Annotated in this window: 16 protein-coding genes; 14 read left to right on the top strand and 2 right to left on the bottom strand. The window is 42.3% G+C overall.

All coding sequences use genetic code 11. The features are described from left to right. From DP117_RS25065 to DP117_RS25040, 6 genes are all read left to right on the top strand, one after another. A partial coding sequence (locus DP117_RS25065) for an AraC family transcriptional regulator (protein ID WP_169220951.1) occupies positions 1-629 on the top strand: 629 nt, incomplete at its 5' end. 64 nt (positions 630-693) lie between these two features. Further along, complete coding sequence (locus tag DP117_RS25060; protein ID WP_169220950.1) at positions 694-1,260, top strand: GNAT family N-acetyltransferase; 567 nt, start codon at positions 694-696, stop codon at positions 1,258-1,260. Positions 1,261-1,620: 360 nt separating this feature from the next. Next, positions 1,621-3,261, top strand: coding sequence for a tyrosinase family protein (locus DP117_RS25055; protein ID WP_169220949.1), 1,641 nt, complete (start codon positions 1,621-1,623; stop codon positions 3,259-3,261). A 459-nt stretch (positions 3,262-3,720) separates the two neighbouring features. Next, positions 3,721-4,344 carry a hypothetical protein gene (locus DP117_RS25050; RefSeq protein ID WP_169220948.1) on the top strand — a complete coding sequence of 208 codons (624 nt, stop codon included), beginning with the start codon at positions 3,721-3,723 and terminating at the stop codon, positions 4,342-4,344. Positions 4,345-4,829: 485 nt separating this feature from the next. Next, positions 4,830-6,893 carry an NAD-dependent DNA ligase LigA gene (gene ligA, locus DP117_RS25045; RefSeq protein ID WP_169220947.1) on the top strand — a complete coding sequence of 688 codons (2,064 nt, stop codon included), beginning with the start codon at positions 4,830-4,832 and terminating at the stop codon, positions 6,891-6,893. Positions 6,894-6,906: 13 nt separating this feature from the next. Beyond that, complete coding sequence (locus tag DP117_RS25040; RefSeq protein WP_169220946.1) at positions 6,907-7,233, top strand: YnfA family protein; 327 nt, start codon at positions 6,907-6,909, stop codon at positions 7,231-7,233. A 446-nt stretch (positions 7,234-7,679) separates the two neighbouring features. Here the strand turns inward: DP117_RS25040 and DP117_RS25035 are convergent, their stop codons facing one another. Both DP117_RS25035 and DP117_RS25030 read right to left on the bottom strand, forming a co-directional pair. Continuing rightward, positions 7,680-8,510, bottom strand: coding sequence for a DNA-binding response regulator (locus DP117_RS25035; protein ID WP_169220945.1), 831 nt, complete (start codon positions 8,508-8,510; stop codon positions 7,680-7,682). Positions 8,511-8,579: 69 nt separating this feature from the next. Next, positions 8,580-10,553, bottom strand: a complete 1,974-nt coding sequence (locus DP117_RS25030) for a scytonemin biosynthesis sensor histidine kinase (RefSeq protein ID WP_169220944.1) — start codon at positions 10,551-10,553, stop codon at positions 8,580-8,582. 1,008 nt (positions 10,554-11,561) lie between these two features. On the opposite strand from DP117_RS25030, the gene scyA reads away from it, so the two are divergent. The 8 genes from scyA (at position 11,562) to DP117_RS24990 (ending at position 21,821) form a co-directional block, all read left to right on the top strand. Continuing rightward, positions 11,562-13,493, top strand: coding sequence for a scytonemin biosynthesis protein ScyA (gene scyA / locus DP117_RS25025; protein WP_169220943.1), 1,932 nt, complete (start codon positions 11,562-11,564; stop codon positions 13,491-13,493). Positions 13,494-13,555: 62 nt separating this feature from the next. After that, positions 13,556-14,614, top strand: a complete 1,059-nt coding sequence (gene scyB / locus DP117_RS25020) for a tryptophan dehydrogenase ScyB (RefSeq protein WP_169220942.1) — start codon at positions 13,556-13,558, stop codon at positions 14,612-14,614. Positions 14,615-14,625: 11 nt separating this feature from the next. Next, complete coding sequence (gene scyC / locus DP117_RS25015; protein ID WP_169220941.1) at positions 14,626-15,582, top strand: scytonemin biosynthesis cyclase/decarboxylase ScyC; 957 nt, start codon at positions 14,626-14,628, stop codon at positions 15,580-15,582. Between the two features lie 173 nt (positions 15,583-15,755). Next, the gene (locus DP117_RS25010) at positions 15,756-16,877 is read left to right on the top strand and encodes a ScyD/ScyE family protein (RefSeq protein WP_169220940.1); all 1,122 of its coding nucleotides are present in this window, start codon (positions 15,756-15,758) and stop codon (positions 16,875-16,877) included. A 206-nt stretch (positions 16,878-17,083) separates the two neighbouring features. Beyond that, on the top strand, positions 17,084-18,409 hold the full coding sequence (locus DP117_RS25005; protein WP_169220939.1) for a ScyD/ScyE family protein: 1,326 nt from the start codon (positions 17,084-17,086) through the stop codon (positions 18,407-18,409). Between the two features lie 171 nt (positions 18,410-18,580). Next, positions 18,581-19,756 carry a scytonemin biosynthesis PEP-CTERM protein ScyF gene (scyF, locus tag DP117_RS25000; protein WP_169220938.1) on the top strand — a complete coding sequence of 392 codons (1,176 nt, stop codon included), beginning with the start codon at positions 18,581-18,583 and terminating at the stop codon, positions 19,754-19,756. A gap of 198 nt (positions 19,757-19,954) precedes the next feature. Then, complete coding sequence (locus DP117_RS24995; RefSeq protein WP_169220937.1) at positions 19,955-20,848, top strand: EboA family metabolite traffic protein; 894 nt, start codon at positions 19,955-19,957, stop codon at positions 20,846-20,848. A gap of 64 nt (positions 20,849-20,912) precedes the next feature. After that, positions 20,913-21,821 carry a TatD family hydrolase gene (locus DP117_RS24990; RefSeq protein WP_169220936.1) on the top strand — a complete coding sequence of 303 codons (909 nt, stop codon included), beginning with the start codon at positions 20,913-20,915 and terminating at the stop codon, positions 21,819-21,821. The last annotated feature ends 38 nt before the right edge of the window (positions 21,822-21,859 follow it).

The following is a 21,859-nucleotide window of genomic DNA, read 5'->3' as shown; positions in this document are numbered from 1 at the left end:
GTGGGAGCCTCCTTGCGGCAAGAGGTGAAACTGGGTGTAGCTACCGAGCAATGTATCCTAATCCGACTTTACTACAAAATGTTATTGACGAAAATCTTAATGACTATCGAGCTATTCCCTACTTTCCATTCCCTGTCATCAATGACAGACATCTGACTAATCTCTTTTGTAACCTGCATCTTACTCTTGAACAATCGGCTTCTCGGCTAGAACGCGAATCCAAATTTTTCCAAGCATTTACATATCTAATTGCACGCTATGCAGACTGTTCTTTTAACTTAAGACGAATCAGACAAGAAAGTAAAGCAGTCATGCGGGTGCGAGAATATCTGGAGGCGTACTTTGAGCAAGATACTTCCCTAGAACAACTTGCTCATCTCACCAACCTGAATCCCTCCTACTTAGTTCGCGTCTTTCGTAAAGAAATAGGGTTACCTCCTCATGCGTTTCAAACTCAAGTTCGCATCCGACGCGCCAAAGCCTTACTTTTGCAAGAACAATCTATTTCTGAGGTAGCATTAGCAGTTGGCTTTGCCGATCAAAGTCATCTTACTAGACATTTCAAGCGTTATGTAGGGATTACTCCAGGACAATACCGACTCAAAGTCAAAAACGTTCAAGACATATGAACACATGTTTTCTAGGCTGTAGTTGTATCTAAAAGTGTACAGCGTTGTCTGGAGAGGTTTTGTTATGAGTCTTGCAGCGAATCATAAAGAAAATTTACTTATATCCTTGAGGTACGATTTACAACCTGGTGACCTTGGACGCATCTTACAGTTACACGGTACCATTTATGCCCAAGAGTATGGATTCGACTACACATTTGAAGGATATGTAGCTCAAACACTAGTACACTTTTGCAAGTATCTTGATTTCAGTAAAGAGCGGCTATGGCTAGCTGAACTTGAGGGAAAATTAGTGGGATGTATTGGTGTGATCAAAGCCTCTGAAGCTAGAGCACAGTTACGTTGGTTACTTGTTGATCCAGTTGTCAGAGGTCGAGGAATTGGGCATAGACTCCTCAATGAAGCTTTAGAATTTGCAAAGCATTGTGGATACACTTCCATTTTCCTAAAGACAATCAGTGAACTACCCGTTGCAGGAAAATTGTATCACTCAGCAGGATTTGTCAAAACAGTAGAGCATCATAAACAGATGCTTTGGGGACAGGAACTTATTGAGGAAGAGTACGAATTACACTGGAATTCTTTGCATCCGTCTATTGAGTTGACATCTCCCCCCTTTTTGAAAAAGTAGGCTGTTTCATTCCACTTAATAATTGGGAGTTGAAAATTTTGTTAATTTAAATAAATTAAAAACATGAAATCATAATATATCTTGCTAAAATCAAGTCACTTCAAGTATGACAGACTGTCATACTTTATCAGACTATATTCCCAAATCAAAAACTCACGACAAACAAAGACTCAATACATGGCATCCTGCAATGAGTTTTGGTTCGTCTGGAGATAATTTTTGAGAGGAATATCAGTACCTTGATTGTGCAGAGATGGAGCTTCATGCCTTCTCGTTAGAGAGTTTCGCAGCTTACTTAAGTCCTTTGAATAGTACGTTATCAGAACGTTCAAAAAAATGATGAAGAAGTTACTGAGCACTGTGATATTAGTAGTATTTACTACAGTTAGCACGCTGCTAGCGCCAAGTCAAGTCTATGCTCAATCTGTCCAGCCAAATACCCAACCTGCTCAGGTTGCACAGATACAATTTACTCGCAGCAGTGTTTTCTCTGACAAAGGTAAAAAGGATTTAGACTCACTAGTAAATGCCTTAGCAAAAATGCGAGCTTTGGCTTGCGAAAATCCTAAAAGCTGGTATTACCAAGGTGCAATACATTGGGTTCCAAGTTTGACGAAGTTTCCCCAAAGTAACTCACTCTGTAGTAAATATACTCAAATTGCATTCAATGATCCACAGCAAAAACTGGAGGTACAAAAACTCTTAAATGCTTGGCAACATTGCACTCATGGGTTACCGGATCAAAATTTAAACTTACCAATAAGTCAAATTGCCGATCAGCACTTTTTACCTTGGCATCGACTCTACTTAATTTACTTTGAGAAAATTGTTCGTAAACTCTCTCCTGACAATCCTCAATTTGCAATTCCTTACTGGGATTATACTAGGGCAGATCAAAGAACTATACCCTCACAATTTGTGACAACATCTAGCTCTCTGTACACAAATTTGAGGAATAGTGTTCTCAATTTTGTAGGTGGAGCTGTTGAATCAAGCAAACAACAACAGATCAAGAAGGATAAAAACAACGCATACGGGGCTGATAGCTTTAATCAAACCAAGAATCCCCTGTTCAACTTTAGCAATCAAATCAACAACTCTCCTCATGGTGAAATGCACGGTTACATTGGTGGTGTTGTTGGTAATGTACCCAATCCTATCTGGAATAATCAACCATCTCCTGATGGTAATTTTGGGTTGATGACGGATGTTGAGACTGCAGGATTTGATCCAATCTTTTGGATTCATCACTCTAATATCGACCGCTACTGGGAGTCTTGGCAAGCAGTAAATCCAGAGAAAAGAAAAGCAACAGTTCAGGATTTGTCCTTACCATCGAATTTAGCTCAAATATATACCTTTGCCGATGAAAATAACAATCTAGTGAGTTACAACACTCCGGCTAACATCATCAAAGGAATCTACAGTGTAGACTATCAATACGATCAGCTAGATCCAGATGCAAAAACAGCAGTAGTCAGAGGTCGTGTCGTACAATCAACACAATTGAGTGCAAGAGAAGCTTTACAACCCAGGATTCTGGCTGTTAAGCAACAGCTTCATCAAAGCTTAGATAAATTGACAGATGTTACCGTACCATTGTCTACACCTCTGCAAAAGCGTCTAGTATCATCAGAAGCTCGTACTGTAACAACACCTGTACAACCAGAACAATATTTGCTGGAAGTTAAATTGTCTTTCACAAAACGACCAATCGGCAACTATAATGTCTATGTCAATTTGCCTCGTATCAAGTCACTTTCTAGCGTCATCAGTGATATAGAACACTATTATGTTGGTTCTGTGAATTTCTTTGAACTACACAACGCAGAGGAAAACAGCAAAACCTTTGTTTTTGACATCACTAATGAAGTTAATACACAGTTATCTGAATTGACAAAGCCTCAAGTAGAAAATATAGAGGTGAAGTTCGTCTCAGACAGTATTGCTCCAAAAGAGGAAATTTACATTGAGAATATTACACTCAGCAAGCCAGCGTGAGCTTGTAGTTGCGCTACTTTTATCGTAAGAATTCAGGAGCCAGAATCCAGGACTCAGAATAGTTAAAGAATCAGGAGAATGTTTGATGAATGAATATACCAATTATCCTAGATCCTGACAAATTCTGGCTCCTGACTCCTGGGTGCTGAATTCTTACCTTTTATCGGAAGCTGCTTCGCATCTGTAGCGCTAAAGCGCAACTACAAACAATAGACGCTATTTTCCCTATGGTTACGAACTTGTACAATATTTGACTCAACCGATTTCAAGTGATCACTATTACCTCACTTCAACTCTATGAGGTACATGATCACTTTTATTTGTTGTAGCACCAAAAGTCATCTCTAGTTTAACTCAACTATATTGACTGAGTGTCAACAAAACACCATTGAATTTTGCGTGTAGTAAGATTGAATAAATAGTAGCTCCTGACAAAATTATCTACTAAAATTATCTACTATGGGTAAAAAAGTTATAAGTCAGCTGATTTTTCCTCTGTTTTTAGTTATATTGGTTATCTCAATTATACTGTTACCTAATAATACACAAGCACACTTATTGCCAAATAAAATTGGTCAAATTCATAAAGAGGTTTCAGTGAATACCCTCTCGTCTTTCAATGTTGCAAATCAAGATCGGATGCAAGCAAAGCTTATTTCCTCTCAAACAGTTAAAACAAAATTGACAGATAATCAATTTACACCAACACAAATCTGTTTTCCTTTATCCACCCCTTTGGAAATTAATACAGCTAGGTCCCAAAAAGATTATTTGCTAGAAGTTCAAATCGCATATCAAGCTCAACCAAGACAAAGCTACAGCGTTTATCTAAATCTACCAAGCCTTCAAGAAATTGCTGAAATCGATACTTACTACATCGGTTCGCTCAATTTTTTTGATGTACCAAGTCCAAAGCAAGGGATAAAAAAGTTTAATTTTGACATTACGTCTGAGTTAACTCAGCAGGTACAAAAGCGCTTACAACCATCAAACATTCAAAACTTAACATTGACTTTCATTTGCAAGCAAGCTTATTCAAGCACAGACCTTGTAATTGAGAGTATCGCACTATATGGATTATAGCTAAGTTCGACGTAAACCCCTAATGGGCGCTAGTACTCTACCAAGGCAACGCCTGAGGGGTAGAAAAAAAACCACAAAGACGAGGCAGTGCGTTGCGGAGCCAGTACTGCAGGAGGGTTTCCCTCCGTAGGTATCTGGCGTTGGGGTTCCCCCCGTTGTAGCAACTGCCGTGCAAAGAACGCATTAGCGCAGCGTGCGCCCTTGGCCCATAGGAAGAGGAAAAGAAGATGAATTTAAAAGTTGATTAACCAAGCATTGTTGGTTTGGCGCACTACTAGTTGCACTCGTTCTCCTTTGTACGATGCCGTGCGATCTGCTGAAAGCAGCAGCGCTAGCCCCGCAGGGGGCGCTACGCAAACGCTATCGCCATTATGGATAGCATAGAAACCAGAAGTATTAAAGGTAGATATTCGCGCTTAGCGTTTTAAGTTTAATTCCGTGACTGCATATTTTTATTTTATAATCCAGTGGTAAAGTAAAATCAAATGGATTTAGTACAAGCGATAAACACAGAAGCTAAACAACGCGTTCAAGAACTGCGACAATTACTACAAAAAGCGAGCTACGCCTACTACGTCCTCGATTCTCCCATTATGGAGGACCCAGTTTACGATCAGCTATATCGAGAATTGCAACAGCTGGAAAATCAATATCCAGAATTAATCACACCTGATAGCCCGACTCAACGAGTGGGAGAGAAACCAGCAACTCAATTTATCTCAGTTCGTCACAATGTCCCACTATATAGTTTAGAAAATGCGTTTAACATTGAAGAACTAAAGGCATGGGAAGGACGCTGGCGGCGACAAGCACCTAAGGTAGGAGAAGTAGAGTATGTCTGCGAACTGAAAATTGACGGTTCTGCTTTAGCGTTGACATATGAAAATGGTATTCTTACCAGAGGCGCAACTAGGGGTGATGGAGTTACGGGTGAAGATATCACCCAAAATGTGCGGACTATTCGCTCAATTCCCTTGCGCTTAAATCTAGAAGAAGTAGAGACGTTGCATGCAACGTCTCTACAGAGAATAGAAGTGCGGGGTGAAGCGTTTTTGCCTTTGGAAGTGTTTAAACAAATCAATCAGGAAAGGCAAAAAGCAGGTGAAACAGTCTTTGCTAATCCTCGAAACGCTGCTGCGGGTACCTTAAGACAACTAGATTCTCAAATTGTAGCCCGACGGCGGTTAGATTTCTTTGCCTACACGCTACATATTCCTGGTAGAGATGATGCTAGTATTGCTAATACCCAGTGGGAAGCTCTGGAATTATTACAAAATTTGGGGTTTCGCGTTAACCCTAATCATAAGCTTTGTCCTTCTATGGATGATGTTGCACAGTATTATGAATACTGGGACACTCAAAGGTTGAATCTGGCTTACATGACAGATGGTGTTGTCGTTAAGCTAAATTCTTTTAAGCTTCAGGAACAACTGGGGTTTACGCAAAAGTTTCCTCGTTGGGCGATCGCCTTAAAATATGCAGCAGAAGAAGCACCCACTCGTGTAGAAAATATTGCTGTGAATGTAGGAAGAACAGGGGCGCTGACTCCTCTGGCTCAAATGCGCCCTGTACAACTCGCAGGAACTACGGTTTCTCGTGCTACCCTACATAATGCTGACCGTATTGCTCAATTAGATATTCGTATTGGTGATACAGTCATTGTCCGTAAAGCTGGGGAAATTATTCCAGAAGTGGTGCGAGTTCTTAAAGAACTCCGTCCTGATAATACTCAAATCTTTGTTATGCCTTCCCATTGTCCAGTTTGCGGACAACCTGTGATTAGAGAAATGGGAGAAGCGGTGACTCGCTGCGTTAATGCTTCTTGTCCGGCTATCCTTAAAGGAGCGATTGAACATTGGGTAAGTCGCGATGCTTTAGATATCAGAGGTATGGGCGAAAAACTGGTGCATCAACTCGTGGATAGAAGAGTAGTACATTCTGTTGCTGATTTGTATAGCTTGACAGAAGAAACGTTATGTGAATTAGAACGAATGGGGAAAAAGTTGGCGCAGAAGTTAGTGGAGGCGATCGCCCAATCAAAAAACCAACCTTGGTCACGCGTGTTGTATGGTTTAGGTATTCGTCACGTTGGTAGCGTGAATGCTCAATTATTGACACAGAAGTTTCCCACAGTCGAACAGTTGGCGCAAGCTTCAAGCGCTGAGATTGAATCTGTCTACGGTATCGGCGAGGAAATAGCCCAGTCTGTACACCAGTGGTTCGACATTAGTGCAAATCAAACTTTGATTTCTCGCTTGAAAGATACTGGTTTGCAATTTGCGAGTACAGTGGAAGAAACACAAGCGAGTCAGAGTCATCAAAAGTTTGCTGGGAAAACTTTTGTGATTACCGGTACGCTTCCCACCTTAAAGCGAGATGAAGCAAAGACGTTTATCCAAAAAGCTGGTGGTAAGGTGACAGATTCTGTGAGCAAGAAAACAGATTATTTGGTTGTCGGGAAAGAGGCGGGTTCTAAGTTAGTAAAGGCGCAAGAGTTGGGAATTTCTCAGTTGAGTGAAGAGCAATTATTGGAGATCTTGGAGAATTAAACCTTTACTGAAAATGCAAACACTTGTCTTCTTCTTAATTGCTGCTATTGGAGAAATCTCCGGTTGCTACGCCTTCTGGGTATGGTTGAGACTTGGAAAGAGCATCTTGTGGATTGTTCCAGGAGTCTTAGCTTTGATCATGTTTGCTTTTGCTCTAACCAAAGTAGATGCTTCAAATGCTGGAAGAGTATACGCCGCTTACGGTGGTATCTACATCCTCTCATCTCTGGTTTGGTTGTGGTTGGCTGAAGGTGTCAAACCAGATAAGTGGGACTTACTTGGCGTTACAATCTCCCTGCTTGGAACGGTTGTAATTTTGTTCAGTCCCCGTATACGATAATTGACACTCCCACGGCGATCAAAACTCGGCGTTAGCTCGTTTTGATTTAAAGCCGTGGGATTCTTGCTAAGCCCTATCGGGCACGCTGCGCGAACACAGGGAGACCTAAAATGCCCTAAAGATTGCGACCTACAGCAACGTTTCAGATTACTTTACCCTCTACAAGCTTACACCGACTGCCCGACGGCGTTGAACAGAGATTTATCGAAGCTCTTACTACGACTCCTACATTTGTACAAGATGCGCGGATTTATAGCTATATATGCGGCAACGCGCATTTGCCACGCATTCATCCACACGGAAAGACGCGCCGTGGGCTTTCTGCTCCCAACATTGTAATCATCCGGATTTCATATCAATCGATATTGCCATAATGAAAATACTGCCTTAGATTTGGCAGTATGACAAAACTTTGCTTCAAAATTCATACAGACAACAACACAGTGTCAAACTTCGACTTTGCAATGTCGAATCATTTGATGTTCTTTTCTCCAGGTTTGGGGAGGGATACCGTGATGTTGACGAAACTGACGGGAAAAATGACACGCATTTTGATAGCCCAGCGCTGAAGCAATTTGCTCGATTGTTTGATCTGTATCTTGGAGTAAACAACGTGCTGCTGACATCCGACGCTTAACAATCCAGACGTTGACTGTTTCTCCTGTGATTTTTGCCACTCTATTAGTCAAGTAAGCTGAAGAGTAACCCACAGCTTCCGCTACGTCACACAAAGTGATACCTTGGTCGTAATGTGCCTCTATATAGTCGAATACTTCTTTAAGTTGTGGTACCGAAGGAAAGATAGATTCTGAATCCACTGATGAAGTTGTACCTGCTGCAACTGGTGCTGATAAATTTTGGCAACAAGCAGTGTACCAGTACTGCATAAGTTTTGCTTGCTTTTCTAGTCTGATTGCTATAGCCCTTAACAATTGCTGTACTGTACAAGGCTTGGTAAGATAATCATCAGCTCCCAATTCCATGCCTTTGCGAAGAGATGCGTGACTAGCGCTACCGGTTAGGAAAATAAAAGGCATAATTGCAGTTACAGGATCTTGGCGCAGCATGCTAAGAACAGCAAAACCGTCCATATCCGGCATCATAATATCACAAATCACTAAATCGGGTAAACACTCTTGTGCTTTTAGGATACCAACACTACCATTTTCAGCACCTATAGTATCAAAACCTTCAGCCTCAAGACCGTCTAAGAAGATATTGCGGGTTATGGCATTATCTTCAATGATAAGAATTTTTTTTGATGATTCGTGCATCATGTTCAATTAGAAGAATAAATTACAGGGAGCAAAGGATGAGTGAATTGTGTGTCGAGTTTAGGATAAGAGTTAAGAGTGAACTGATGGTAATTTGACAGTAAATGTCGTGCCAACACCAACCACGCTTTCCACGGTAATTTCACCGCCATGTAAATTAACTAAGGTTTTAACAATCGATAAACCCAGTCCAGTACCTGGTATATTGTCAACATTGCTACCACGATAGAATGGCTCGAATATTTGCTGTTGATCAACTATGGGGATACCAATACCTGAATCTTGAATTTGAAAAATTGTTTCTTCACTTTTACAGCAAAGTCTAAAATTCACTGTGCTATTGGTCGGTGAATATTTGATAGCATTCGAGAGTAAGTTAGTTAATATATGCTGTAGCAGTTTCGGATCTAAATAAGGAGTAGAGCAGTTACCTTGAATGACTAAATTGATTGATTTCTGGTTACCGCTTGCTATCTGCACCTGCGCTATTATATCGCTGCAAAATCTATCTATATTAAGTGGTCTTGGAACACACTCTAGTTTAGCAGATTCTGCCCGACCATATAAAAGAATTTCATCTAGTAGTTCACTAATTTGTTGAACTGCAACTTGAATCAAATCTAGATACGAACGGTTTTTTTCTTCAGTCCATTGGTGAATATGACGTCTGAGTAAATCAGCAGAGAATGAGACTATGTTGAGCGGAGTACGAAATTGATGGCAAAGCATAGAGACAAAGCGTTCTCTAAGTTCGCTCAATCGTTTTGCTTGCTCTAGAGCTTGACGAACCTCTGATTCTGCTTGTTTATAATCTGTAATATCAATAGCTGTTACTAATTCGACTGGCTTTTTCGCGAAATCCAGCACTTCATCTAGTAGTCCCACTGTACAAGCTAGCCAGCGCACCACACCATTTTTTGTCAGAATTTGCATCTCCTGATATTCACTGTAACTTGCTCCATCTTGCTTGTAGACTTGCCTAAGTTTTTTGCTATTGATCAGTCGGTTAATATTAAAATTATTCAGCAATTCTTTTTTTGAATAGCCAGTCAGTTCCTCTGCCGCAGGATTAACATAGCAAATGCGCTGATCCTGGATGAGGAAAATACTAGCTTCTGTTGTTTCCGCCAAAGTACGAAATCTGGCTTCATTGAGTCTAAGCGCATCTTCTGTTTTTCTGGACTCAGTAACGTCCCAGATACTCCAGACTCTACCGATAATTTTGTTGCCAAGCCGCTGTGGCTCAGAGTAATGTGCAAAAACTCTTCCATCCTTCAATTCCACCAAGTGATAACTCTCTTTATCTGACTCGCTAGACATTTCCCAAACAGCCTGACGAAAAATCTCTAGGTCTTTAACTTGGTTCTCAAAAAAAGCTTTCGCTCGGTAACATTTTCTTGACAGGCTAACCGAATTTGGAATTTGCCACATCTCCATAAATTTCTGGTTGTAGCAAAGAACTTCTCCTTCAAAGCTCACTGCAAGTATACCATTTGCAGTCGATTCTAAGGTAGAACGAAGTAGGGAAAGAGATGTTTCTAGTTCTGTTTCTGTCTTTTGATATTCAATAACTTCTTGCTCTAACTCCTCTTTGAAATCAGGGGTTCTATTGACATACTGTTGCACACCCAAATTGACTAATTCTTCGCTGCGATCGCGGGCAAACGCACAGCCAAATTCTCTACCTTGGTGCTCTATATAAGTTAGAGTGATTTCTACTAAAAATATTCGACCTCTTTTTGTTTGGTATCTGGATTTAAAGGTGAGAGAGCCTTGTTGCTTGAGGGCTGTCCATTTCTCTAACCAATTTTGTGGCGAAAAGTCTACATCTATATCTTCCAGTGTCATTAAGAGTAATTCTTTACGAGAATACTCTGTCATGTGGCACATCGCATCATTAATGTAGATAATTTCCGCGTTCAACCCTATACAAAAGGCAGTATCTGCAATCTGGTTAATGAGATTCTGTAGCAGCTTTAACTCCTCTTCCGGCTGTAGTATTGATTGATAATTAGCATCAAATAACATGTAGTCGCCAAGATTCATAGCCCTCTTCCGCTCTCTTTGTATTGTTTGGCACTTCAGCGATTAATGGGCTTATTATCGAAATTTCCTAAATTTGCTTTTAAGGTTTATCTTTGCCCAACCTTAACTTATTAATAATCATTAGTTAATTTAATATGGATGGACAAATAAAGTCAATATCATTAATGTTAAAAGCTGCCCAGAAGTTGGAGAGTTGCAGCCTGCTTTTACTGACATCTAAGCAGGCTGCTATATATGATAGAACATTCGAATACAGGAAACACATTAGTTTTCAATTTTGTTTTATTTGATGTAGTCTTCTATGAATTCAACTACAAAATTATTTACGCAATCATCCGTCAAAAGAAATACCTATTTTTTTTTTAAAATGCATACAAGCTTTATCATCCCCCCAAAGATATATTTATTGTAAACAATATTAGTAGCAATGATAACAAAAGCGATACTTAACAAATGTTTGGCAGCAATAACACTATGACATCTGGCACTTTTTCTGTAAACTAAGCTATTCTATAAAGATTTTATTAATAATTTTAAGAATTGGCATAATCGCTTTTTGCAACGGTGTTGTCCATCAGTTATCCTTGGTTGTTCTTGGGTAAGTCTATTTCTTGTGTAAAAGTGAAAATTTCTGAAGAGATTTTCACTCAAAGATAGACTGTCAACTACCTAAAGATGGAATAATTTGTTCCAATAGGTAAGTAAAAATTACACTTAGTACAAACAAAAAAATTGACAACCCAATCAAAAGATATTTCATTGCAGTTAAGTCTTTAGCTTCTGTACTCTTGTTTCCATAAGCACAGCTTCAGTTATTTAATTTCTTCCGTACGAGTTTTTTCCAGATGAAAAAGTGATTATTCGCATTTCCCAGTGTTCATCAACCTGGGTTATAAGAATGTAAAAAAATGGTAGATGACATGACGAAAAAGATCAGGCTGTGTGTACAAGTGCAGCCTGAGGAAGTTAACTGGCACCTCTCCAACAATCAGGGAATATGTAGACGCAATGAGCCAAAATACTCAAACAAATTCTCAAGTCGGCACTCAGCCGTACGACGTGTATCAACCAGTTGAGTGTACACAGTCAGAGCTAATTAATAGCGTACAGTCTTCTAAAGATCAGATAGATAGTGACTCGAATAGTCACTCCAAAAATGCACCTGTTGTGCAAGAGCGATTGCCTGACACAGAGCCACGTTCTAGGCGATCGCTAACAGTTGCAGATGCGATCGCCAGAATGATAGAACATTTGGGAGTCACCTGTGCCTTTGGTGTTAACGGAGGTGCGATGGCGGGTATTTGGGGAGCGCTATCGAATAGCCTTTTGCAAGTGATGAACTGTCGCCACGAAGCTGGGGCTGCTTTTGCAGCAGCTGAGGCGTACTTCGCAACTGGTCGTCCCAGCATAGTATTTACAACAGCCGGACCAGGGATAACCAATGCTCTGACCGGATTGTTTGCTGCTAGAGGTGAAGGTGCAAAAGTGATTTTGCTGTCAGCTTGCACCTCCTCACCACAGCGCGGACGATGGGCCATACAAGAAACGAGCACCGACACCCTGCCAGCTGGGGGAATATTTACCCCAGGAGCGCTGTTTAACTATGCTATCACTGTGGAAAGTGCTGCACAACTGCCACAGATTTTTCGTAAACTTGCTCTGGGTTTGTCGCAACCAGGGGGCTTTGTTGCCCACTTGAGTATTCCGACCGCAGTGCAAACAAGTCCAGTTGATGAGATACCCTTGTTCCAAGGAATCTATTGTTCTTTGACCGCCCCAACTCAAGACGCAATTGTGAAATGCGCGCAGTTGCTATCAGAAGGACCATTTGCGATTTGGGTAGGCTTTGGTGCTCGTGACGCAGCAGAAGAAATTCTCGAACTCGCCGAGAGAACCGGGGCAGCAGTTATGTGTTCACCTCGCGCTAAAGGCATCTTTCCTGAAGAACATCCTCAATTCGTAGGGGTGACAGGTTTAGGAGGTCATGGTTCTGTAATGACCTATATGCAACAGCAAACGCCTTTTCGCACACTCGTTCTAGGAACACGCCTTGGTGAACCGACTTCCTTCTGGAATAAATTGTTAGTTCCTCCAGGAGGCTTTGTACATGTAGATATCGATCCAACAGTACCAGGAGTTGCGTATCCAGAAGCGGAAACTTTTGCTGTTCAATCGGACATTAGAGCATTTTTGCAAGCACTATTGCAACATGATGACCTTTTAGCCAGTGCAGCCGTAACATCTTCATCATTTCCTCGTCCCGAAAGCCAGACAATTCAACCAGGTTCAGACTCTCCAGTCAGACCAGAGGCGTTGATGGAAGCAATTCAACAGGTCATCATCAATAACAGCAATGCCATAATCTTCGCGGAGTGTGGTAACTCGTTCCTTTGGTCAACCCATTTCTTGCGATTTCCAAGTGCAAATCGTTACCGAATCAGCACTGGAGTTGGAGCGATGGGTCATGCAGTTGCGGGAGTTGTGGGAGCCGGTGCTGCACGTAATAGCAAAGCAGTCGCCATCGTTGGAGATGGAGCAATGCTTATGAATAATGAAATCAGCACAGCTGTAAAATACCAAATTCCTGCCGTCTGGATTGTCCTCAACGATGCTCGCTACAACATGAGCCATCAGGGTATGGCAATGTTAGGACTCACAGGTGCAGATGCGTTAATTCCAGAGGCAGATTTTGCCATGATTGCTCGCGGTATGGGAGCAGAAGGAATTCGCATCAAAAAAGAGGCAGACCTGTTTTCAGCACTAGAGCAAGCAATGGCTGCAACTGCTCCAATCGTGATTGATGTCGTGATTAACCCAGATAGACGCGCACCATCTAAAGGACGCAACGCCGGTCTAGCATCACAAGGAGTGAAGTCCACCCCGTCCCAAAAAACTGAATTGCATGTGTCATTTCCACAAGTATCATTTCCAAATGTCTAATTAGTTTGTAGCAAGCGCAAAGAGCGTTAACTACAAAGATATAAATATACGAGGAGACTAGGGTGAACCTTTTTGAAACTGTTACAGAAATGGGTCACGAGCAGATTTTATTTTGTCATGGAAAAGACCCAGATATTAAAGCAATTATTGCTATCCATGACACGAGCTTGGGACCTGCAATGGGAGCAACACGATTGTGGCCTTATGCCAATGAAGCTGCTGCGTTAAAAGACGCTCTTCGTCTCAGTCGTGGCATGACTTACAAAGCCGCTTGTGCTAACATTCCAGTTGGTGGAGGCAAAGCAGTCATTATTGCTCATCCTGAAAATAAGACAGAAGACCTGTTCAGAGCCTATGGACGTTTTATAGAAAGTCTCAAAGGACGATTCATTACAGGTCAAGATGTCAATTTGACCCCCGAAGATGTCAGAACAATCAGCATAGAAACTCGATATGTTGTCGGGGTAGAAGAGTGCTCAGGTGGACCTGCTCCTGTAACAGCCTGGGGAGTTTTTCTCGGACTGAAAGCTGCAGTTGAGTTTCGTTTACAAACCGAAGACCTCAAAGGGTTGAAAGTTGCTGTTCAAGGTTTAGGCAATGTCGGTCAAAATCTTTGCCGACACCTGCATGAACATGGAGCAAAACTGTTTGTTACCGATATCAGTCCAGAGAAAACAGAGCAAGTCAAACGTCTTTTTGGTGCCACTGTTGTGGAGCCAGATGAAATTTACTCTCTGGATGTCGATGTTTTTTCTCCTTGTGCTCTAGGCGGAATTCTTAATAGTGAAACAATTCCTCGCATCAAAGCTTTAATTATTGCTGGTGCTGCCAACAATCAGCTAGGAATAGAAGTACTCCACGGTCAAATGCTGGCAGCAAAAGAAATTCTTTATGCTCCAGATTACGTCATTAATGCAGGTGGGCTAATCAACGTTTACAACGAAATGATTGGCTACAGCGAAGGAAGAGCTTTCAAGCAAGTGAATAACATTTACGACACGCTGCTTGACATTTTTGACAGAGCACAAAAGCAGGGTATCACTACCAACGATGCTTCTAAGCAGTTGGCAGAAGACAGAATCCTCAAAGCCAGACATCTCAAAACAATGGCTGTGGCTTAAAGGAGTGACAAATGGTAACAGAAAGAAATACATTTGCAACATCAGCATATATAGCAACCACTCCAGAGGCTGCCTATGAATACCTTTGCAGTCTCAAAAACCTAGGTGAGTGGACGCTTTATAGCCGGATGGAAGAGCAAATTGACGAAGACACCTGGCTCGGAACTGCCTCTGGTTATCAGAAAAAGCTCTACTATCACGTCCAAAGACTGGATCATCCGCATTTTTACGGCATTGAGTGGCATTGTGGGTTAGAATATCAAAAATATTATCAAGTTTATCCTGTCCTGCTCTTTCCTGCCGACTACATTGAGCCGGGAACGGATGAAAAAGGTGTGTACTTACACTGGATCAGCTTTGTCGATCCAAAACGGCGCAGTCCGTTGATCATGGAGGGAATCCACACGGTACATACTTCCGAGTGCCGTTCTCTCAAAGGTAATTTGGAACGCAAAGCTGGCCTTAGTGCTGCAGCAAAAGGGCGTTATTACATTGATACTGACACTGTTTATGTCAATGCGCCAATAGAGATGGGAGTTGAGTTTTTGTCTGATCTGCGCAACATGGATGATTGGGCACACTTGCTGCGAGCAGATGGCGAAATAACTCACTCTTCGGGCGAGTTTCGCGATGAATATGACCAAAAGGTCAAAGTGACTCAGCGAGTCCAAGCCACAAGCAAATGGTACTTGCTGGAGCACGAATTTTTCTATCCAGACTACGGGTTTTATCAGCGCTCTCCGGTGCTACTCATCCCAACCTCTTATGCTTTTGGTGATCCACAAGCACCTGGGTTCATCCAGCATCGGATTACATTCTGGAAAGTCGGCGAGCAATTGCCTCACGGTAAACTCCAGATTGAAGACTTTGGCTCTGAGAGTTTGAACATTAAACGTCTGTTGGAAGCCAAAGCTGGCAACCTTGATACGTTAGCTCAAGGTTTGAGCTATATGCCACAAGCTAAGTAGTCACTTGTTAGTCGTTAGTCGTTTTGTAAAACAACTAACAACTAACTCTCATCATATAACAATTATCAAATCATTTATAAACACATCGTCAGGCTAAAAACGCCATCACTGCTTGTTGTCAGCGATGTGCAATGCGCGCAGATCACATCCAAAGCCGACCTCTGTTATGACAAATGAAACTGGAACAACTCACTCTTGCATCTTTTACGGTACTTGCCGACGGTCTTAATAATCCGAAAGGTCTAAGCTTTGCTCCTGACGGTAATCTCTATATTACAGAGGCTGGTACGGGGGGAGATGGACCTAGCATTCCATCACCTAGTGGTCAAGGTTCTTTACTTTTTGGCACAACTGGTGCTGTATCAAAAGTAGAGAATGATACAATCAAACGTATACTTACTGGACTTCCTTCCTTGGCATTTCCAGATGGTACTGGAGCCGCCGGTCCTCACGATATAAAATTTGATACTACAGGTAAACCTTATGTTCTCGTTGGGTACGCTGCAAATCCAGGCTTACGCCACAGCACACTTGGTGACACTGACTTAGGAAAAATTATCACTCCCGATTTCGAGACGAATTCGTGGACGACTGTTGTCGATATAGCCAACTATGAACTGACTCATAATCCTGATGGAGGCGATGTTGTCAGTAATCCTCTGGCTTTTTTAATAGATGGCGACAAGATTGTTGTTGTTGATCCGGGTGCAAACGATTTGCTGAGTGTAGGTACCGATGGAAGTCATTTGGAGACAATTGCTGTATTTCCCCAGCAGCTGGTTATGAATCCAATCTTTCCTGGTTCTAACTCGCAAAATTTTGACCGAGGACATGTACCACCTCCCAGCGCTGATCGTAATGCAACACCATCGCAAATAACGATTCAATCTGTACCTACAGGAGTCGCTAAAGGTCCAGATGGTGCTGATTACGTCAGTATTTTTACTGGTTTTCCTTTTCCAGAAAGTGGAGCAAAAATCTACCGAGTTGATGCTGATGGGCAACTATCAGTGTTTGCTGATGGCTTTACACAACTGATTGACTTGGCTTTCGACACGCAAGGCAACTTGTATGTATTGCAACACATGAATCAGTCAGGCTGGAAAGGAAAACTGGATGGAAGTCTGATCAAAATCACTCCTGATGGCACCTTCATAACTGTTCTCAGTGGTGATGGGCTAGAGACACCTAGTGCATTGACTATTGGTCCTGATAATGCTCTGTATGTGATCAACCGAGGCGGTAATCCGGGAAAAGGGCAAGTCATAAGAATTGAAAATCCAAGATCTGTTTAGTGAGTAAAAGACAATAGGCTCAACACACGAACAAGATTCCTGCGATTTTAACAACAAGTTTCAAGCGGGTGCAATACCAGTTCCTCTCAACCTAGAGGGGCTGTCGCAGTAGATGCGTAATTTCCACATCATCCCAATCACTGGGATTCTTTATCTCTGACACCGTACAACATTCCACAACTACCAACACTCGATTTAAATTAAGTATGAAATTCAAGTCATTTGCCTTTACAGTTTTCTCTATTTGTGTTGCCACTGTTTGTGGAACAGAGGCTGCGCGAGCAGCTTCACTGTCAGTAGTTGCCGACTTATTGAATAACCCACGCAATTTTGACTGGGATTCACAGGGCAATATTTATCTGGCAGAAAGTGGTTCTGGAGGTGACGGAAACGGCGGAGTCAACTGTATACCATCACCCAGCGCAGGATATATTCCTTTATGTTCTGGTAATACTGGTTCTGTTGTTAAAATTGCTCCAGAAGGTACAAAAACAACTGTACTCTCAAATCTCCCGTCCATAGCATTATCGCCCTCTGGGGAACAAGGTGCCGGTCCTGCGGACTTCAAATTTGATTCTAAAGGCAACGCTTATGTTTTGTATGGCTTAGCAGGCGATCCGAACTTGCGTGATCAGGTGTTACAATCACCTGCTCTCGGACAACTCTATAAACTAGACTTAAACACTGGGTCGCTGACAAGTCTTGCCGATTTTGCAAAGTATGAAGCCACATTTAATCCTGATGGCTCTGATGTGATTAACAACCCTTATGGCTTCACAATCAAGGATGATAAAGCCTACGTGGTTGATGGGGGTTCTAACGTTATATACAGGGTAGGACTTGATGGCAGTGGTATTGAGCAAGTTGCTGCGTTACCTACAAAACAGTTAGACCAGAGTAGCCTTGTATACCCGACTCTTCCTGATGGTCTGACAGAAGAAGCACTTCAATTTAATCCAAACGCTCAATCAGTTCCCACTGGTATTGCAGTTGCTCCTGATGGGAGTTTAACAGTTGCTGAATACACTGCTTTTCCTTATCCAGAAGGTAAAGCACGTATCTATTCAGTTAACCCAGATGATTTGTCGTCAATACAAACCATAGCGGATGGTTTTACACAGCTAACTGGTGTAACTTACGATTCTGAGGGCAATTTGTATGCTCTGCAACACATCAATCAGTCAGAATGGAAGGCTATTGAACAAGGCGGTAACATCATTGGTGATATCAGTGGTTCTATCATCAAAATTGCCAAAGATGGTACTCGCGAAACTATCATCAGTGGTAATGGACTAGAGGCAGCTTCTGGGTTATTTTTCGGTCCAGATGGTAATTTATATACCTCAAACCGTGCTAGACTCGCACCAGGAGAACGAGGAGGACAACTCGTCAAGATTGATATCAAATCTGGCGCAACGAAAGTACCCGAACCCGCTTCTGTGATGGGCTTATTACTGGCTACTGCAGCAGGCGCAAAAGTCATGAAGCGTAAACGCCAAGAAGAATTGCTAGCTAAGGTAGAGACTCTTTAATTTCTTGTTTCTTAGGCATTGCTAAGCAATGCCTAAGAAATAGGCTGCTGCCTTAAATAGAAAGCTTTGTTTCAAAAATAAGGCAACTGCTCAAATTTGAGGTTCTCAGACTAGAGCTGGGAACAAGATCAATCCAAGTAAGAGTATAACTCATAACACAGAATATTCACTATGAGATTAGTCAAAAATTTGTCAATTGCCTTCGTTGGTGCCGGTTTTCTGGTAGCAGCAGCTGCTGCTCAAGCTATGGCGTTAAGCTTACAGTACGAGCGTGACATTGGTAGCCCTGGTTTTGGTCCTGGGCAACTTTTTGTTCCCCAAGGCATAACGGTGGATAGCCAAGGGAATACCCTTGTCAGTAACGGTCGCGGTCTGAACGCGGACGGCAGTTTTAACCCGGAGATTGGTAACAAAGTTGAAGTATACAATCCTCAAGGGACTTATATTGGAGCAATTGGCAAGGGCGGTAAAGGACCTGGAGAATTCGACGAGCCGTCAGCTCTAGAAATCGATCCGCAGACTGGGAATCTGTATGTAGGTGATGTTTACAACAACCGTGTGAATGTCTACGACCCCCAAGGTAACTTTATTAACTCATTTGGTGAATTTGGCGGTCTTAAAGAGGGTAGAGCTTTCTTTGGACCATCTGGTGTGACTTTCGACAAAGATGGCTATGTATATATAGGTGATTTTAGCGGCGATAAAATCAATAAATACACTAAGGACGGCGAGCTAATCGGTAGCATTGGCACCACTGGTACTGAGCCTGGGCAGTTTCAAGGGCCAGCAGGTTTAAGAATTTCCCCAGTCAGTGGAAATTTCTATGTAAGTGACCAGTTTAACAACCGCGTTCAGGTACTCGATCCACAAGGTAATCCTCTGTTTACATTTGGTACACAAGGTACCGGACCTGGAGAATTTAATCAGCCAATCGGTTTAGAAGTGGATGAGGAAGAAAATATTTATGTGGCTGACTCTATTAACAGCCGCGTCCAGGTATTCGATAAAAACGGTAAATTCCTCACTTCATTTGGCGAACCTGCTCGTAATGCGTCTGGCGAAATTGTACCAGCTCCTGCATTAAATGAACCACCCTTTGGTTCACCTCTCGATCTCAGACCAGGCAAATTTAACTGGACGGGTGGCACATCCCTCAAAAATGGCAAGCTGTATGTCGGGGATTTTTTCCAAGGGCGCGTTCAAGTGTTAAACGTCGTCAAGGACGGCGCAACCAAAGTCCCTGAACCTGCTTCACTACTAGGTTTGGGTTTGTTGGGAATTGGTGCTACTGCTACTACATTGCGGAAAAATTGGCAGCAAAAAACAGCCCTCAGTTTAAAGGAATAGCCAAAAAATGCTATTTAAACATTCATAACTTTGCATATCCTCAACCTTTATCTAGTTTCGTTCCCAGGTTACAACTTGGGAACGTATTCCTAGAAGTTCTGGTTCCATTCGATAGACAACCTGAGTTTAGATAAGATCCTTGTCTACTCAATTACTTATTTCTGGTAGAAAAAACGAGAATTAATAATATTAAAAATAATGGTTTGTGTAAGTTATTTAGAAAAAACTACAGTTTCTGCCTCTGGCTTACTGCATCACTGGCTGACACAACGCATTTTTAGTGAAAGTTTATCCTGGCTAGATGATAAGATAAAGCAAGTTAAAACTGGTGTCAATAGGCCAGTGTTTTTTAGTGCTTTTAGCGCTGTGCCTCGTTATACAGGCAAAAACGATTTACAGCTGACAAAAACAGATTTAGAAGCAGCCTCAGCAGTCCGGACAGGTTGGTTTCCCAGTTATTGGAGTGTAGATCAAGCTGCTCGCACCTTACTGCTACTAGCTTTACCACAGAACAATCAGGAGAAGTATCTACAGACGCTGGAGCGAGTTTTTACAGCCGCTGATGTCGGAGAGTTAATAGCGCTTTACCAAGCATTACCCCTTCTACCTTACCCAGAAAAGTTTCGCACTCGTGCCGCTGAGGGAGTTCGCAGCAATATGACAGCAGTTTTCAACGCTGTGGCTTTACGAAATCCTTATCCAGCAGAGTATCTGAGTGACCTTGCTTGGAATCAGATAATATTGAAAGCTTTATTTGTGAGCAGTCCTTTACATCTGATTCAGGGGCTTGAAGAGCGTGCAAATCCAGAACTCGCTAAAATGCTGGTTGACTACGCCCATGAACGTTGGGCAGCAAAGCGCACAGTATCTCCCGAACTTTGGCGAGTTGTAGGGCGATTTGCCGACAATGCAATCTTAAGGGATTTGGAGCGAGCAATACAAGACCCCGACCCAATCCAACAAGCCGCAGCCGCACTTGCTACTGCTGAGTGTACTTTACCAAATGCTCAAGAGGTTCTTGCCCGTTATCCAGATTTACAAGCCCAAATTCAATCCGGGTATCTGACTTGGAACAGCTTAACTCTTTCCTAGTCAGCGCTTAAGCGCTTGCAACAAGTGAATTCTTAATTTTATAAGTAGGAACACTAGTGACATCATGTATATAGATCCTCACATTCATATGAGTTCCCGCACAACCGACGATTACCACAAGATGCAGGAGTCTGGCATTGTCGCTGTAATAGAACCTGCCTTCTGGTTGGGACAACCTCGGACTAACGTCGGTTCATTCCAAGATTACTTTAGCAGCTTAGTCGGATGGGAGCGATTCCGCGCTGCTCAGTTTGGTATAAGGCATTACTGTACAATTGGCTTGAACTCCAAAGAAGCGAATAACGAACCATTGGCAGAGCAAGTCATGGAACTTTTGCCTCTGTATGCCTGTAAAGAGGGAGTCGTTGCTATTGGTGAAATTGGCTACGATGATATGACTCCACAAGAAGACAAATACTTTCGCTTGCAACTAGAACTAGCAAAAGAACTAGATATGCTAGTGATGATTCATACACCTCATCGCAACAAAAAAGCAGGCACCAGTCGCAGTATGGATGTCTGTATCGAGCATGGATTAGATCCATCAAAAGTCATTATGGATCACAACAATGAAGAAACTGTCCAGGAAGTTCTGGATCGCGGTTTTTGGGCAGCTTTTACAATTTACCCTAATACCAAAATGGGAAATGCTCGCATGGTTGAGGTTGTACGTCATTATGGATGCGATCGCATCATCGTAGACAGCAGTGCTGATTGGGGAGTCAGCGATCCACTCGCTGTCCCCAAAACAGCCCATCTCATGCGAGAAAGGGGAATTCCAGAAGCTCATATACAAGCTGTATGTTACGAAAACGCACTTGCTGCTTATAGCCAAAGCGGTCAAATGCAGGAGTCAGACTGGCTATCCCCATCGCCAATCGACCAGCGACAGCTTTTTAACGGTAACTCAGTACTTCGAGGACAAAAACCCGTCGTCCAGTCTCCTACTCGTGAATACGCATTAATTGAATAAAAAGTCAATTTCAAGAACCAAAATTTATTCTCCCCACC

The sequence above is a fragment of the Brasilonema sp. UFV-L1 genome, from assembly GCF_012912105.1.
In the GTDB taxonomy this organism is placed as follows: Bacteria; Cyanobacteriota; Cyanobacteriia; order Cyanobacteriales; family Nostocaceae; genus Brasilonema.
Note: the sequence above shows the minus strand (reverse complement) of the source record. Positions and strands in the feature narration are given on the sequence as shown.

Excerpts from the sequence above, each read along its gene's own strand:
- DP117_RS25060 (WP_169220950.1), top strand. The coding sequence starts at position 694 with ATGAGTCTTGCAGCGAATCATAAAGAAAATTTACTTATATCCTTGAGG.
- DP117_RS25050 (WP_169220948.1), top strand. The coding sequence starts at position 3,721 with ATGGGTAAAAAAGTTATAAGTCAGCTGATTTTTCCTCTGTTTTTAGTT.
- ligA (WP_169220947.1), top strand. The coding sequence starts at position 4,830 with ATGGATTTAGTACAAGCGATAAACACAGAAGCTAAACAACGCGTTCAA.
- DP117_RS25040 (WP_169220946.1), top strand. The coding sequence starts at position 6,907 with ATGCAAACACTTGTCTTCTTCTTAATTGCTGCTATTGGAGAAATCTCC.
- DP117_RS25035 (WP_169220945.1), bottom strand. The coding sequence starts at position 8,510 with ATGATGCACGAATCATCAAAAAAAATTCTTATCATTGAAGATAATGCC.
- DP117_RS25030 (WP_169220944.1), bottom strand. The coding sequence starts at position 10,553 with ATGAATCTTGGCGACTACATGTTATTTGATGCTAATTATCAATCAATA.
- scyA (WP_169220943.1), top strand. The coding sequence starts at position 11,562 with ATGAGCCAAAATACTCAAACAAATTCTCAAGTCGGCACTCAGCCGTAC.
- scyC (WP_169220941.1), top strand. The coding sequence starts at position 14,626 with ATGGTAACAGAAAGAAATACATTTGCAACATCAGCATATATAGCAACC.
- DP117_RS25010 (WP_169220940.1), top strand. The coding sequence starts at position 15,756 with ATGAAACTGGAACAACTCACTCTTGCATCTTTTACGGTACTTGCCGAC.
- DP117_RS25005 (WP_169220939.1), top strand. The coding sequence starts at position 17,084 with ATGAAATTCAAGTCATTTGCCTTTACAGTTTTCTCTATTTGTGTTGCC.
- scyF (WP_169220938.1), top strand. The coding sequence starts at position 18,581 with ATGAGATTAGTCAAAAATTTGTCAATTGCCTTCGTTGGTGCCGGTTTT.
- DP117_RS24995 (WP_169220937.1), top strand. The coding sequence starts at position 19,955 with ATGGTTTGTGTAAGTTATTTAGAAAAAACTACAGTTTCTGCCTCTGGC.
- DP117_RS24990 (WP_169220936.1), top strand. The coding sequence starts at position 20,913 with ATGTATATAGATCCTCACATTCATATGAGTTCCCGCACAACCGACGAT.